At 59.9% G+C, this 14,721-nt stretch carries 17 protein-coding genes and 1 pseudogene; 3 read left to right on the top strand and 15 right to left on the bottom strand.

Annotated elements, in window-relative coordinates; all coding sequences use genetic code 11:
- Positions 1-7: 7 nt before the first annotated feature.
- From ruvA to tyrS, 9 genes are all read right to left on the bottom strand, one after another.
- A complete protein-coding gene (gene ruvA / locus CNX70_RS05070) occupies positions 8-586 on the bottom strand; it encodes a Holliday junction branch migration protein RuvA (protein WP_071079482.1) in 579 nt (192 codons plus the stop codon).
- A 31-nt stretch (positions 587-617) separates the two neighbouring features.
- Positions 618-1,157, bottom strand: a complete 540-nt coding sequence (ruvC, locus tag CNX70_RS05065; RefSeq protein WP_096233809.1) for a crossover junction endodeoxyribonuclease RuvC — start codon at positions 1,155-1,157, stop codon at positions 618-620.
- 136 nt (positions 1,158-1,293) lie between these two features.
- Positions 1,294-2,880 (bottom strand): bifunctional phosphoribosylaminoimidazolecarboxamide formyltransferase/IMP cyclohydrolase, encoded by a 1,587-nt coding sequence (gene purH, locus CNX70_RS05060; protein WP_096233808.1) that lies wholly within the window; start codon positions 2,878-2,880, stop codon positions 1,294-1,296.
- 102 nt (positions 2,881-2,982) lie between these two features.
- Positions 2,983-3,216: a helix-turn-helix domain-containing protein gene (locus CNX70_RS05055; RefSeq protein ID WP_008445162.1), complete on the bottom strand. Its 234-nt coding sequence runs from the start codon at positions 3,214-3,216 to the stop codon at positions 2,983-2,985.
- A 169-nt stretch (positions 3,217-3,385) separates the two neighbouring features.
- Positions 3,386-4,438 (bottom strand): tRNA dihydrouridine synthase DusB, encoded by a 1,053-nt coding sequence (gene dusB, locus CNX70_RS05050; RefSeq protein WP_096233807.1) that lies wholly within the window; start codon positions 4,436-4,438, stop codon positions 3,386-3,388.
- 106 nt (positions 4,439-4,544) lie between these two features.
- Complete coding sequence (locus CNX70_RS05045) at positions 4,545-5,189, bottom strand: histidine phosphatase family protein (RefSeq protein ID WP_096233806.1); 645 nt, start codon at positions 5,187-5,189, stop codon at positions 4,545-4,547.
- Between the two features lie 3 nt (positions 5,190-5,192).
- Positions 5,193-5,825, bottom strand: coding sequence for a YbhB/YbcL family Raf kinase inhibitor-like protein (locus CNX70_RS05040; RefSeq protein ID WP_096233805.1), 633 nt, complete (start codon positions 5,823-5,825; stop codon positions 5,193-5,195).
- A 19-nt stretch (positions 5,826-5,844) separates the two neighbouring features.
- Positions 5,845-6,294, bottom strand: coding sequence for a D-aminoacyl-tRNA deacylase (gene dtd / locus CNX70_RS05035; RefSeq protein WP_096233804.1), 450 nt, complete (start codon positions 6,292-6,294; stop codon positions 5,845-5,847).
- Complete coding sequence (gene tyrS / locus CNX70_RS05030; RefSeq protein ID WP_096233803.1) at positions 6,291-7,556, bottom strand: tyrosine--tRNA ligase; 1,266 nt, start codon at positions 7,554-7,556, stop codon at positions 6,291-6,293. Before tyrS ends, dtd begins: the two co-directional genes overlap by 4 nt.
- Positions 7,557-7,710: 154 nt before the next feature.
- Here tyrS and CNX70_RS05025 point away from each other — a divergent pair.
- Both CNX70_RS05025 and CNX70_RS05020 read left to right on the top strand, forming a co-directional pair.
- A pseudogene (locus CNX70_RS05025) lies at positions 7,711-9,077 on the top strand (peptidoglycan DD-metalloendopeptidase family protein).
- 123 nt (positions 9,078-9,200) lie between these two features.
- On the top strand, positions 9,201-10,295 hold the full coding sequence (locus tag CNX70_RS05020) for an anhydro-N-acetylmuramic acid kinase (RefSeq protein WP_096233802.1): 1,095 nt from the start codon (positions 9,201-9,203) through the stop codon (positions 10,293-10,295).
- 64 nt (positions 10,296-10,359) lie between these two features.
- On the opposite strand, the gene erpA is transcribed toward CNX70_RS05020, so the two are convergent.
- The 5 genes from erpA to rplM all read right to left on the bottom strand — a co-directional run bounded on the left by erpA (position 10,360) and on the right by rplM (position 13,345).
- Positions 10,360-10,722 (bottom strand): iron-sulfur cluster insertion protein ErpA, encoded by a 363-nt coding sequence (gene erpA, locus CNX70_RS05015; RefSeq protein WP_029496047.1) that lies wholly within the window; start codon positions 10,720-10,722, stop codon positions 10,360-10,362.
- 98 nt (positions 10,723-10,820) lie between these two features.
- Positions 10,821-11,210: a bactofilin family protein gene (locus CNX70_RS05010; RefSeq protein ID WP_096238281.1), complete on the bottom strand. Its 390-nt coding sequence runs from the start codon at positions 11,208-11,210 to the stop codon at positions 10,821-10,823.
- A gap of 90 nt (positions 11,211-11,300) precedes the next feature.
- Positions 11,301-12,338 (bottom strand): N-acetyl-gamma-glutamyl-phosphate reductase, encoded by a 1,038-nt coding sequence (gene argC, locus CNX70_RS05005; protein WP_096233801.1) that lies wholly within the window; start codon positions 12,336-12,338, stop codon positions 11,301-11,303.
- 176 nt (positions 12,339-12,514) lie between these two features.
- On the bottom strand, positions 12,515-12,907 hold the full coding sequence (gene rpsI, locus CNX70_RS05000) for a 30S ribosomal protein S9 (RefSeq protein WP_010393285.1): 393 nt from the start codon (positions 12,905-12,907) through the stop codon (positions 12,515-12,517).
- A gap of 9 nt (positions 12,908-12,916) precedes the next feature.
- Positions 12,917-13,345, bottom strand: coding sequence for a 50S ribosomal protein L13 (gene rplM / locus CNX70_RS04995; RefSeq protein WP_010393282.1), 429 nt, complete (start codon positions 13,343-13,345; stop codon positions 12,917-12,919).
- 225 nt (positions 13,346-13,570) lie between these two features.
- On the opposite strand from rplM, the gene CNX70_RS04990 reads away from it, so the two are divergent.
- A complete protein-coding gene (locus tag CNX70_RS04990) occupies positions 13,571-13,993 on the top strand; it encodes an OsmC family protein (protein ID WP_096233800.1) in 423 nt (140 codons plus the stop codon).
- Between the two features lie 81 nt (positions 13,994-14,074).
- Here CNX70_RS04990 and coq7 read toward each other — a convergent pair whose 3' ends face one another.
- Positions 14,075-14,719, bottom strand: a complete 645-nt coding sequence (gene coq7 / locus CNX70_RS04985; protein WP_096233799.1) for a 2-polyprenyl-3-methyl-6-methoxy-1,4-benzoquinone monooxygenase — start codon at positions 14,717-14,719, stop codon at positions 14,075-14,077.
- Positions 14,720-14,721 lie beyond the last annotated feature (2 nt).

The raw sequence follows: 14,721 nt of genomic DNA, 5'->3' as shown, positions 1-14,721 counted from the left end.
GTTCCCGTTAGCCTTTCGACAGCGCTTTCAGCGCCAGTTTGATGCCGTCCGATACGCCACTGCTGGCCGGCACGTTTTTCACGGCCGCCATTGCTTCCTTGTCCGAGTAGCCCAGCGCCAGCAGGGCATTGAGGATATCGGACTGCGCATCGGGCGCCGCATGCGCGCCAAGCGGGCCGAGATCCGCACCGATCTTGCCCTTCAGTTCCAGCAGCAGGCGTTCGGCCGTCTTCTTGCCGATGCCGGGCACTCTGACCAGGCGGCCCGAATCCTGCAAGGTGATCGCTTGCGCCAGGTCGGCAATCGTCATGCCGGACAGGATGGACAGCGCCATGCGCGCGCCCACGCCCGTGATCTTGATCAACTGGCGGAACACGGCCCGCTCGGCCGCATTGCCGAAGCCAAACAGCAAATGCGCATCTTCGCGGATGGCCTGGTGCGTGAACAGCACGACTTTTTCGCCCACATGGGGCAGGTTGTAAAAGGTGCTCATCGGCACGTCGACTTCATAGCCGACGCCCTGGCAATCGACCAGCAATTGTGGCGGATTCTTTTCAAGCAAAATACCGGAGAGACGGCCTATCATCGCGTGTTCCTAATGTTAAATTTGAGAGTGATTATCCAACTAAACGGCCGCGTTTCATGCGCAGACCCTGCAGTTGCGGCGCCAGCGCTTTGATCATGGCCAGCGCATCGATGCTGTTGGCGTGGCAAATGGCCACGCCCAGCGCATCGGCCGCATCCGTGCCAGGCAAGCCGGGCAGTGACAAGAGCCGGGAAACCATGTCCTGCACCTGTTCCTTGGCCGCCTTGCCGTGGCCCGTGACGGCCTGTTTCACTTGCAGGGCCGTATATTCGGCCACCGACAGGTCGGCGTGGACCAGCGCGCAAATGGCCGCGCCGCGCGCCTGGCCCAGCAGCAGGGTCGATTGGGGATTGACGTTGACAAACACTTTTTCGATGGCGGCACAATCGGGCTGATAGGTGCCGACGATTTCGCTCACGCCCTGCAGGATGATCTTCAGGCGCGGCGGCAATTCCCCTTCGGAGCTCGTCTTGACGGTCCCCGACGCGATATAGCGCAGCTTGTTGCCGTGTTTTTCAATGACCCCAAAGCCCGTGGTGCGCAGGCCAGGATCGATGCCAAGAATAATCATCGCCAGATTCTATAATGAATACGGCAGGCACCGGTGAATAACCGGTGCCTGCCGTATTGTGTCGCAGCAACCCAGAACAACATCTGGGGTCGGACCCTCAGGGTCCGACCCCGGTCATTGCCGTTGGGTTCAATTATCAATGACGGAAATGACGCGTGCCCGTGTAGAGCATGACCACGCCGCGCTCGTCCGCCGCATCGATCACTTCCTGGTCGCGCATGGAGCCGCCCGGGTGGATGACGCAGGTCGCGCCCGCGTCGACGACGACGTCGAGGCCATCACGGAACGGGAAGAAGGCATCCGACGCCACCACGGAGCCCGTCAGCGACAAGCCCGCGTTTTGCGCCTTGATGGAAGCGATGCGGGCCGAGTCGATACGGCTCATCTGGCCAGCGCCCACGCCCAGGGTCATGTTATTGCCGCAGAAGACGATGGCGTTCGACTTGACGAATTTCGCCACTTTCCAGGCGAACATCAGGTCGGCCAATTGCTGAGGCGTAGGCTGCAGTTTGCTGACCACGCGCAAGTCGCCGATACCGACGTTTTTCGCGTCCGGCGATTGCACCAGCAAGCCGCCGCCGACGCGCTTGAAGTCCATGGCGTTGACGCCGCTGCCCAGCGGGATTTCCAGCATGCGCACGTTTTGCTTGCTCGACAGAATCTGTTTTGCTTCGGCGGAGAAGGATGGGGCAATCAGCACTTCGACGAACAGCTTGGCGATTTCGCCGGCGGTGGCGCCGTCCAGTTCGGTATTAAACGCGATGATGCCGCCAAACGCGGAAGTCGGGTCCGTCTGCAGGGCGCGCGCGTACGCTTCGGCCGCATTCTTGCCCAGGGCGACGCCACATGGGTTCGCATGCTTGACGATGACGCAGGCGGCGCTTTGCTCGAAGCCGCCCAGGCTCTTCACGCATTCCCAGGCCGCATCGGCATCGGCGATGTTGTTGTACGACAATTCTTTGCCTTGCAGCTGGCGGTAGTTGGCCAGCGCGCCATCGATGGTGACCAGATCACGGTAGAAGGCGGCGCTCTGGTGTGGATTCTCACCGTAGCGCATGTCTTGCACTTTCTCAAATGCAACGTTCAACACTTGCGGATAGGCGCCGCGCTCGGCGTGCACTTTCGTCGGGCCCAGGCTGGTCAGGTAGTTGGTGATGGCGCCATCGTATTGCGCCGTGTGCGCAAAGACTTTTTTCGCCAGCATGAATTTGGTGTCGTAGCTGACCGTGCCGGCAGTGCCGTCGGCCGAGCGCAACTCCGCCAGCACGGCGTCATAGTCGGTCGGATCGCAGATGACGACCACGTCCTTGTGGTTCTTGGCCGCCGAACGCAGCATGGTCGGGCCGCCGATATCGATGTTTTCGATCGCGTCTTCCAAGGTGCAATCGGCCTTGGCAACCGTGCCCTGGAACGGGTACAGGTTGACCACCACCATGTCGATAGTCGGCATGTCGTGCTCGACCAGTTTCGACATGTGCTCAGGGAAATCGCGGCGCGCCAGGATACCGCCGTGCACTTTCGGGTGCAGGGTCTTCACACGGCCATCGAGCATCTCCGGGAAACCCGTGTAATCGGCAACTTCCGTGACGGGAACACCGTTATCTGCCAGCAATTTAGCGGTGCCGCCGGTGGACAGGAGGTTGACGCCGAGGGCGGACAGGGCACGGGCGAATTCGAGAACGCCGGTCTTGTCGGAAACGGAGAGGAGAGCTTGTTTGATCATGGCTGTGGCTAGGTGGTTAAGTGTTCTTGGCGAATGGCACCGCTCGGTCGTCTGACCGAAGCGGCGGCGGATTCAAATCTTGGCGTCACTTGCATGCCGGCATTACAGCAAACCGTGCTCCTGCAATTTCTTGCGCAGGGTATTGCGGTTGATGCCCAGCATCTGCGCGGCGTGCGACTGGTTGCCATCGGCGCGTGTCATCACGACTTCCAGGATGGGCTTTTCCACGGTCAGCACGACCATGTCATAGATATTCGACGCTTGCTGTTCGCCCAGGTCATTGAAGTAATCTTCTAGACTTTTCTGTACGACTTCCTGAATGCTTTCTTTGCTCATTTGTATGCTTCAACCGGCTGAACACCTGACAATCCGCTGCCGCGCCGCTCATGCGGTCCGCCTGCTGCCCTCTTGCCTCGGTGTTGTAATTAATATTGCATGACGCTCTGTATATAGGCGCTCGCCCTTGTCCTGCTGCTAACTGACTACCCTGCTTGTTGCTATCTGCTCATGCTGCCGTGGCCGTAGTTTTGATCACATCGATCAGGCCACTTTCACTGGATTCGGAGAGGCGGTATTGTAACCGTTCGCCAAATTTCCATTGCGACTCAAAAAATTGATCCACGGCCAGCAATTGCGCGTCCGTCGACTCCAGCAAGTTCATTTGCTGTCGGAATGCTTCGCCGCCGTCCAGATCCCTGACATACCAGCCGATATGCTTGCGCGCCGTGCGCACGCCAAGGAATTCACCATAAAACGCGTAATGGGCGCGCAAATGCTCATCCATCAGGCTACGCACCTCATCCACGTAAGGCGCCGGCAGCAAGGTGCCGGTGCGCAGGAAATGCTCGATCTCGCGGCAAATCCACGGCCGGCCCTGCGCCGCGCGCCCAATCATGACGGCATCGGCGCCCGTTTGATCGAGCACAAAGCGCGCTTTTTCGGGGCTGGTAATGTCGCCGTTGGCCACGACGGGGATGCCCACCGACGCTTTCACGGCGGCAATGGTTTCATATTCGGCATCGCCCTTGTAGCCATCGGCGCGCGTGCGGCCGTGCAAGGTCAGCATCTGGATGCCGGCCTGCTCGGCGATGCGGGCGATGCTCAGGGCATTCTTGTTTTCGCGGTTCCAGCCCGTGCGAAATTTCAGGGTGACGGGCACGTCGACGGCATTCACGACGGCGTGCAGGATCTTTTCGACCAGGCTTTCGTTTTGCAGCAGGGCCGAACCGCACCAGCTGTTGCATACCTTCTTCACGGGGCAACCCATGTTGATGTCGATGATCTGCGCGCCCCGGTCCACGTTGAACTTGGCGCAATCGGCCAGGTCTTGCGGATCGGCACCGGCGATTTGCACGGCTTTCGGCTCCATTTCGCCTTCGTGGTCCGTGCGGCGCGTGCTTTTTTCCGTCGCCCACAGGCGCGGATTCGACGCCGCCATCTCCGACACGGCATAGCCGGCACCCAGCTGCTTGCACAACTGGCGGAAAGGCCGATCCGTCACGCCCGCCATGGGAGCGACGAAAACGTTGTTGCGCAGAATGTGAGGGCCGATTTGCACTGAAGAACCTGGAATGGACGGAGGAACCTGCTATTTTAACCGATTCCCTGCCTATTTAATAAGCACTATTTTTTGAATTAGTGCGTCAGAGTGACGATGGGGCCGCTTAGCCCAGCTCGTCCATCGCGGGTGCACTCAGATGTTCGATATTTCCCCAGTGCACTAAATGCAGCTTGCCGTCAGCATACGAAAAACGGTTGACGCTGGCATTTTTCACCTGGAAGTCGCGTGGACTGTCGAGCGTCATGCCGACCGCCTCGCGGTAAGCACATTCGAGCACGCCGCCATGCGCCACGATGGCGATCGTCTGGCCGTCATACTGTTCGGCCCAGCGGGCGATGGCGCCGTTCGCGCGCGCATAGAACTGGCGAAAGCTCTCGGCATCGCGCTCGCCGGACGGCATCACGGCATCGATCTGCCGCGATTGCCATTGCGCATACTCGTGCGGATAGCGCGCGGCGATGTCGGCATACAGCAAGCCTTCGAAAGCGCCGTAGCAGCGCTCGCGCAGCAAGGGGTCCGTCTGCACGGGCAAGTCTTTCACATCGGCCACGGCTTGCGCCGTTTGCTGCGCGCGCTGCAGATCGCTGGCGAGAATGGCGGCCAGCGGCTCATCGGCCAGCGCCTGCCCCAGCGCGCAAGCTTGCGCCAGGCCCGCCTCGTTCAGGGCGATGTCGATATGGCCCTGCAGGCGGCGGCCCGCATTCCAGGCCGTTTCGCCATGGCGTATCAGTAAGATCGTGGTGCTCATGCTTTATTTCTTCAGGGTAAGTGCCAGCTCGGGGTTGAGCGAGTAGGCAACGACGAGCTGGGCTTCGTCGAGGATGTGGCCGTACATGGCGGCATGGGCTTGCTGCCCCGTAAAACGTTCGGGCAAGGCCAACTTTGGCACGTCGAGCGCATACAGGCGGAAAATATAATGGTGGATGCGCTCGTCATTCCACGGCGGGCACGGACCATCATAACCGTAATAATCGCCAGCCATGGCGGCATCGCCGGCAAACCAGCCCGTGTAGTCGTTGATGCCCTGGCGCAACAAAGTACCAGCAGGCTTGCCGCGCGGCGTGATGCCGCTGGAAAACTCCCCGGCGGCAACAACCCGCATGGCGGGCGGCAAGTCGAGCAAGCTCCAGTGATAAAAATCGCCTCGCGGCGCGCTCAAAGGCAGCGATTGGCCATCGCGGTTGGCCAGGCTGGCGTCTTGCGGCGCATCGGGGTCGATGCAGAACAGGGCCAGCGACTCGGTGCCGTTCGGCACCTCGTCCCAGGCCAGATGGGGATTGCGGTTGCCGGCGAGGCGCACGCGGCTGGCCGGATCGATCTCGGCAAAGGCATACTCGGCCGGCATCAGGCCGCCATCACGAAACGTCACGCTCCACAATCTCATCGCCTGCTCCTCTTTATCGTTATTGTTTTACGTTCACTTGTAGCCAGAACGTGACGGGCCCATCATTCGTCAGCGACACCTGCATGTCGGCGCCAAACTGTCCCGTTTGCACGTTCGCATGGCGGTGGCGCGCCTGCTCCACGAAATGCGTGAACAGGCGCAAGCCGTCCTGCGGCGCGGCCGCTGGCGTAAACGACGGGCGCGTGCCGGACTTGGTATCGGCCGCCAGCGTGAACTGTGGCACCAGCAGCAAGCCGCCGGCCACGTCAGTCACGCTGCGGTTCATCTTGCCCGCTTCGTCGGCAAACACGCGATAGCCGAGCAATTTGGTCACCAGGGCGTCCGCTTCCTTTTCCGTATCGCCCCGCTCCGCGCACACCAGCACCATCAGGCCGGCGTCGATGGCGCCGATAGTGGCGCCGGCAACGTCGACTTTCGCCTGGGTAACGCGCTGCAGCAGCGCGATCATGCCGTCAAGGTGACGCGCGCGAAACTGCGCTTGCCAACTTGCAACACGAATTCGCCTGCCGCCACTTGCAAGCCCTTGTCGCTGATGACGGTGCCGTCGATGCGCACGCCGCCCTGGTCGATCTTGCGCATGGCTTCCGACGTCGATGGGCACAGGCCCGCTTGTTTCAGCAATTGCGGGATGCCCAGCGGCGCGCCAGCCAGGGTCACTGCCGGGATATCGTCGGGAATGCCGCCCTTCGAGCGGTTGACGAAGTCGGCCAGCGCATCTTCGGCCGCCTGCTGCGAGTGGAAACGGGCGACGATCTCTTGCGCCAGCGCAACCTTGGCGTCGCGCGGATTGCGGCCTTCTTCGACTTCGCGCTTCAGCTGCGCCAGGTCGGCGATCGAGCGCCACGACAGCAGCTCGTAGTAGCGCCACATCATGACGTCGGAAATGCTCATCAGCTTGGCGAACATGGTGTTGCCCGGTTCCGTGATGCCGATGTAGTTATTCTTCGACTTGGACATTTTTTCCACGCCGTCCAAACCTTCCAGCAGCGGCATGGTCAAAATACATTGCTGCTCCTGTCCGTACTGCTTTTGCAGTTCGCGGCCCACCAGCAGGTTGAACTTCTGGTCCGTGCCGCCCAGTTCCAGGTCCGATTTCAGGGCCACCGAGTCGTAGCCTTGCATCAGCGGGTACAAGAATTCATGCACGGAAATAGGAATGCCGCCCTGGAAGCGCTTGGTGAAGTCGTCGCGCTCGATCATGCGCGCCACCGTGTAGTGGGAAGCGAGCTGGATGATGCCGCGCGCGCCCAGCGGATCGCACCACTCGGAGTTATAGCGGATCTCGGTCTTGCTGGCATCCAGCACTAAAGATGCTTGCGCGAAATACGTCATCGCGTTAATCTCGATCTGTTCCTTGGTCAGCGGCGGACGCGTGACGTTGCGGCCCGAAGGGTCGCCGATCATGGAAGTGAAGTCGCCGATGAGGAAAATGACTTGATGGCCGAGGTTTTGCAGCTGACGCATCTTGTTCAGTACGACAGTGTGGCCCAGATGCAAGTCGGGTGCCGTCGGGTCCAGGCCCAGTTTGATGCGCAGTGGAACACCGGTTTTCTCGGAACGTGCTAATTTTTGCGCAAATTCGCTTTCGATCAAGAGTTCGTCGACGCCACGCTTGGTAATCGCGAGGGCTTCTTGTACTCTGTCCGACAGTGGAAGTGCGGTCTGAGCGGCGTTAGCCTTGGCAGGCGATGCGGTGGTGTTGATTTCCATAAAATTTGACTATAAATCTCAAAATGGTAGTAGGTTTGCGGAGTTTGTTATAATGCTCGATCCCATCAATCTTGCCGTATGAAAACGAACCAAAATAACAATAACAAAGAGCATTAGTTCAGGTCACGTTCAAGGGCAAATTTTAACTGATTGCATGAACCCTATACATAAAATCACAAGCTCACGCTTGTACACACAGCTGACGACGACACGCAAGGCACGCATTATCGGCGCGTCGGCAGTGCTGCTCGCCGTGGCCGCCTTCGGCGCAGTCGCTGTGTCGCCCATGGCGCCCGACGCATCCGACTTGCCGGTCACGTCCATCGCCCAGAACCTGGAAATGCCTGATCTCGCTTCGCAAATTTCCGCGATGGAACAGGTAGACCAGAATTTCACCCACGAAGAAAAAGTCCGCGCCGGCGATACCCTCGCCACCCTGCTGACCCGTCTCGGCGTGAATGATCCGGCGGCCGCCAATTTCATCAAAACCGACAAGATCGCGCGCGGCGTGATGTTGCTGAAATCGGGCAAGCGCGTGCAAGCGCAAACGACCGAAAACGGCGACCTCAACTGGATGCGCGCCACCCTCGTCGATGGCACGGACAAATCGGTCAAGAACATCCTGATCACCCGCAAGGGCGACAAGTTCGTAGCCACGGAAGTGGCAGCCCAGCTGGAACGCCGCGTTGAAATGCACGCGCGCAAGATTACTTCCACCCTGTTCGCCGCCACCGACTCCAGCCTGGACGGCACCCGCCTGCCAGACTCGATTTCCGCGCAAATCGTGGAAATGTTCTCCACCAATATCGACTTCCGCTCCGACCTGAAACGCGGCGACGCATTCAATGTCGTCTACGAAACGTTCTGGCAAGATGGCGAATTCGTCCGAGCGGGCCGTATCCTGGCCGGTGAATTCACCAACCGCGGCACGACTTACCAGTCCGTTTGGTTCGAAGACCCAGCCAGCAAGCAAGGCGGCGGTTACTACAGTTTCGACGGCAAGTCCCTCAAAAAAGCCTTCCTGAAATCCCCCTCGAATTCTCCCGCATCTCGTCCGGCTTCTCCATGCGCGTGCATCCGATTTCCGGCAACTGGAAAGCGCACAAGGGCATCGATTTCGCCGCAGCGACGGGCACCCCCATCCGCGCCTCGGGCGACGGCGTGGTCGATTCCGTCGGCAGCCAAAACGGCTACGGCAATGTTGTTGTCCTGAAACACTGGGCCAACTACACCACCGCCTACGCCCACATGAGCCGCTTCGCTTCGGGCCTGAAAAAAGGTCAAAAAGTCAGCCAGGGCGATGTGATCGGCTACGTCGGCACCACCGGCTGGTCCACGGGCGCCCATTTGCACTATGAATTCCGCGTCGGCGGCGTGGCACAAGACCCAAGCAAGCTGAACGTACAAGCCCAGGCGCCACTGACGGCCGGCGAGCTGAGCCGCTTCCGCATGGTCTCGGCCGACATGATGCACCGCTTCACCCTGCTGCGTCCAAACGACACGGCACTGGCGTCGCGCTAAGCAACACTGCCTTCGGGCAATCGTCAAAGGCACCGCCCATGCAGATGGCCGGTGCCTTTGTTTTATGTACGCCGGAAAATGCGGCACAATGTACCCATCACTGACGCCTTCAAGGAAATACCCATGCTGTATATCGGTTTGATGTCGGGCACCAGCCTGGACGGCGTCGACGGCGCCCTGGTCGATTTTTCCGACGATGGCAGCGTGCGCAGCCTGGGCGACGCGTATATTGCCTTTCCCGCCAGCCTGCGCGCCGACCTGATGGCATTGCAAAGTGCCGGCCAGAATGAAATCGAACGCGAAGCGCTGGCGGCGAATCAACTCGTGCGCCATTACGCCGACTGCGTCGCCATGCTATTGAGCAACGCAGGCATCGTCGCGGACGCCGTCGCCGCCATCGGCGCGCACGGCCAGACCATCCGCCACCGCCCTGAACTGGGCTTTACGCGCCAGTTGAACAACCCGGCCCTGCTGGCTGAACTGACGGGTATCGATGTCATCGCCGACTTGCGCAGCCGCGATGTGGCGGCCGGCGGCCAGGGCGCGCCGCTGGTGCCCGCTTTTCACCAGGCCATTTTCAATTTGCCCGGCCACACGCGCGTGCTGGCCAATATCGGCGGCATCAGCAATATCAGCGTGCTGCACGCGGACGGCACGGTGACGGGCTACGACACGGGCCCCGGCAATGCCCTGATGGATGGCTGGACCCTGCGGCACCTGGGCCAGCCGTACGACGCCAACGGCGCCTGGGCCGCCACGGGCAACGTCTTGCCTGCCCTGCTGGCGGATTTGCTCAATGACCCGTATTTTGACTTGCCGGCGCCGAAAAGCACGGGCCGCGACCTCTTTCACGCCGACTGGCTGCAAGGCAAGCTGGCGAATCACCCTGGCGCCCAAGCTGCCGACGTGCAGGCCACCCTGACCCAACTGACGGCCGCCAGCCTGGCGCACGCCATCGCGCGCGACGGGGCGCAGGCGGAAACCGTGTATGTGTGTGGCGGCGGAGCGCAGAACGCCAGCCTGATGGCGGCCTTGGCCGGGCAATTGCCAGGCATGGCGGTGGAGTCCACGCAAGCGCTGGGCGTGGCGCCCAGCCAGGTCGAGGCGCTGGCGTTTGCCTGGCTGGCCTGGCGCTTTACGCAGCGCAAACCGGGCAACTTGCCGGCGGTGACGGGCGCGGCGGGCTTACGCGTGCTGGGTGCGCTGTATCCACGTTGAGCAGATGTAGAAACACAAATAGCGGATCAATGATCCGCTATTTTTACATTCCGGTAAAACTACTTTATACCGAGAACGAAGAACCGCAACCGCACGTCGACGTCGCGGTAGGGTTTTTGATCACGAACTGCGCGCCTTCCAGGTCATCCTTGTAATCGATTTCCGCGCCGACCAGATACTGGTAGCTCATGGAATCGATCAACAGCTGGACGCCATTCTTGACCATGGTGGTGTCATCTTCATTGACGATTTCGTCGAAGGTGAAACCGTACTGGAAGCCGGAACAGCCGCCACCCTGCACGAAAACGCGCAATTTCAGGTCGGGATTACCTTCTTCTTCGATCAGCTGCGCGACTTTTTCAGCGGCGCTATCGGTAAAGATAATGGGTGAAGGGATCACATCTTGCATTTCAGCGACGGCATTCATATCGGACACTCCTACTAGAAAACATTAACTCATTATAGACTGTTGCCGCAACTCGCGCTGCGGCCGCGGCTGATGCCGCTGGGCGGTGTTGTTCCTGCTCACATTTCCGACACGGCCAGGTGCAGCACGGGGTCGGCGCTGTCATGGCGGCTGAGCTTGCCTTGCACCAGGGCGCCGCTGTGCATTTCCAGCACCTTGTAATAGACCTCTCCTACAATGCGGGCTTTTGGCTGGATTTCAAGCATTTCGGACACATATACGGGGCCATTGATCTCGCCGCTGACGACCAGGCTGGAGCAGCGCACTTCGCCATCGATGCGGCCCGCCTCGCCCAGCACCACATGCGTAGGCTCGCCCGGCTCGCCCGTGACATTGCCACGCACATGGCCATCGATGCGCAAGCCGCCGCAAAACAGCACGTCGCCCTCGATCCGCGTGGAAGCGCCGATCAGGGTATCGATGGGGTTTTTCGCGTTGCGCTCGAACATGAACGTCATCCTGTCGGGGGTGGTGGCAATCCAATTTATCACAGGTCCGGCAAAAAGGCGCCGGACCTGCGCAAGCACGCCTGCCTATTTTTACGGCAGCAGGGCGATGTGTTGCAAACCGGCTGTTTCTTTCAGGCCAAACATCAAGTTCATGCATTGCACGGCCTGGCCGGAGGCGCCCTTGACCAGGTTGTCTTGCACCACCAGCACGATGACGGTATTGCCGCCTTCGGGACGGTGCAAGGCCAGGCGCAGCATGTTCGAGCCGCGCGTGGAGCGGGTTTCCGGGTGCGAGCCGAATGGCATCACGTCGACGAATGGCTCATCCTTGTATTGCTCTTCGAACAAAGATTGCAATTCTTCATTGCTGACATCCTTGTTCAGCTGCGCGTACAGGGTCGAGTGCATGCCACGGATCATCGGCACCAGGTGCGGCGTGAAGGTCAGCGCCACTTTGTCGTTTGTGAAACGCTGCAATTGCGCCGTCGTTTCCGGCAGGTGGCGGTGACCGGCCACGCCGTAGGCCTTGAAGCTGTCGCTGCTTTCCGAGAACAGGATGCCGATTTCCGCCTTGCGGCCGGCGCCGGACACGCCCGACTTGCAATCGGCGATCAAGCCGCCCGCGTTGACCAGGCCCGCCTTGAGCAGCGGGTAAAAGCCCAGCTGCATGGTGGTCGGGTAGCAACCGGGGTTGGCGATCAGGCTGGCTTTCTTAATGTCTTCGCGGTTCAGTTCCGGCAAGCCATACACGGCCTGCTCGATCAGCTCGGGTGCCGTGTGGGGAATCTTGTACCACTGCTCGAACTTGGCCTGGTCTTTCAGGCGGAAGTCGGCGGCCAGGTCGATGACTTTCACGCCGGCGGCCAGCAGGGCTGGAGCTTGCGCCATGGCAACACCATGCGGGGTGGCAAAGAAGACCACGTCGCACTGTGCCAGATTCGCCTTGTCCGGCGAGGAAAACGCCAGTTTTACGTGGCCACGCAGGGAAGGATACATGTCAGCAACGGGCAAGCCATCTTCCTTGCGCGAGGTAATCGCCGTCAACTCGACATCTGGATGGGTAGCCAGCAAGCGCAGCAATTCCACGCCCGTATATCCAGTGCCGCCGACGATGCCAACTTTGATCATGTTCTTTCCTTGTGTATAGGTTGAGATTGCATAAAGATGAAGGGAAACGCTACCCCTGCGGGTTTTCCGCGTATTTTACAGCGCAACGGCGCATCCCGCTGAAATGCAAAAAAGCCGCGGGACCGAAGTCCAGCGGCTTTTCGACCAGCACCTCGAAAGATGCTGTAGCGTAAGAATTAACGCTTCGAGAATTGCTTTGCGCGACGTGCTTTGCGCAGACCAACTTTTTTACGCTCGACTTCACGTGCATCGCGTGTTACGAAGCCGGCTTTAGCCAGTTCCGGTTTCAACGCTGCATCGTAGTCGATCAGAGCGCGGGTGATGCCGTGACGAACTGCACCAGCCTGGCCCGACTCACCGCCGCCATGGACGTTGACTTTGATGTCGAAACGTTCGACATTGCCGGTCAGTTCCAGAGGTTGACGGATGACCATCAGACCCGTTTCGCGCGAAAAGTATTCGTTTGCTGGTTTGCCGTTAACAACGATCAAGCCTGTGCCAACTTTGATAAAAACCCGAGCCACTGCACTTTTGCGACGGCCGGTTCCATAATTGTAATTACCGATCATGTCAGTTCCTTAGAGAACAAGTGCTTTAGGTTGCTGAGCAGCGTGCGGATGGGAACCTTCCGCGTACACTTTCAGCTTCTTGATCATTGCGTAGCCGAGTGGGCCTTTAGGCAGCATGCCCTTGACCGCTTTCTCAAGCGCGCGACCTGGAAAACGCTGTTGCATTTTCTGGAAGTTGGTTTCGTAGATGCCGCCTGGATAGCCAGAGTGACGGTAGTAAATTTTCTCAGTAGCTTTGGTACCGGTCACACGCAGTTTGCCTGCGTTGATGACGACGATAAAGTCGCCGGTATCGACGTGAGGAGTAAATTCTGGTTTGTGTTTGCCGCGCAGTCGGAGTGCCACTTCGCTGGCAACACGTCCGAGGACTTTGTCCGTCGCGTCAACCACGAACCAATCGCGCTGGACTTCATGTCCTTTAGCGGAAAATGTTTTCATGTTGACTTCCTAATAGATTACACGCTCAAATGGTGGTTCCGCCGATGCTGCTATGCGGACTCTGCCTTATTTACTTTTCCTGAGCGAACGGAAAGCCGACAAGTATAAGCGGCTTTGCCTTGCCGCGTCAAGCTGCTATGCAGACCGGCTGCGGGCCGGCGGGCGGCACATGGACAGGCATTCCTCTATTACAATACAAAACGCTTACAATTTTCGGAGAGTACGATGGAATGCAAAGTCAGCTGGAATGGCCCGTCGGGCATGAGTTTTCGGGCAGAAACCGGCTCCGGCCACCTGGTGAGCATGGATGGCGCGCCCGATGGCGGCGGCCACAACCTGGCGCCACGCCCCATGGAAATGGTCTTGCTGGGCACGGGCGGCTGCACCGCCTATGACGTGGTGCTGATCCTGAAACGGGGGCGCGAAGCCGTCAGTGGCTGCGAAGTGACCCTGAAGGCCGAGCGCGCCGACACCGATCCGAAAGTATTTACCAAGATCCACTTCCATTTCACCGTGCGGGGCAAGGCCCTGAAACCGACGGCCGTGGAACGGGCCGTGACTTTGTCGCACGACAAATATTGCTCGGCGTCGATCATGCTGGCGAAAACTGCCGAGATTACGCACTCGTTCGAGATTATTGAAGAATAATTCTTACCCCCAGCGGCGAAATGCCGGGGTCGGACCCTGAGGGTCCGACCCCAGTTTTTGCGTCTGGGGTAAAAGTAACGTTTATAAGTAATACGCCGTCTTCGTCATCACTTTGCCCATGATGCCCATCAGCGCCTTCACCGGCGCCGGCGTATCGATGGCGCCCAGTCGCTGGGCGGCGGCGCCGTGTTCCACTTCATCGATGGCCATCTGCTTGACGATGGCGCGCGACTTGGCGTCCTGCGGCGGCAATTGCTGCAAGTGGCTGGCCAGGTGCGCTTCCACCTGGCGCTCCGTTTCCACCACAAAACCCAGGCTGCGGCCGTCGCCCATGCGTGCGGCGATGGTACCCAGCGCAAACGAACCCGCATACCACAGGGGATTGAGCAGGCTCAGACGCGAGCCCAGCTCCGTCAGGCGCTGCGCCGTCCAGGCCAGGTGATCTTCCTCTTCGCGTCCCGCTTCGTCGAACTGGGCGCGAATGGCCGGGCTGTGCGCATAGCGCGCCTGCGAGTTGTACAGGGCTTGGGCGCACACTTCGCCCACGTGGTTGACGCGCATCAAGCCGGCGCTGTGGCGCTGCTCGGCCGCGCTCAATTCCGCATCGGGCGCGTGCGCGGCCGGCGAGGGACGCGAGGCCAAGGCCACGCCCGCGATGACGCGCAAGGCCTTGTCGGCGCCAACAATCAAACGATCCAGGGGGTCAAAATGGCGGTTCGCGGTCATCG

The organism is Janthinobacterium svalbardense (genome assembly GCF_002327145.1).
GTDB classification, from domain to species: Bacteria; Pseudomonadota; Gammaproteobacteria; order Burkholderiales; family Burkholderiaceae_D; genus Janthinobacterium; species Janthinobacterium tructae.
Note: the sequence above shows the minus strand (reverse complement) of the source record. Positions and strands in the feature narration are given on the sequence as shown.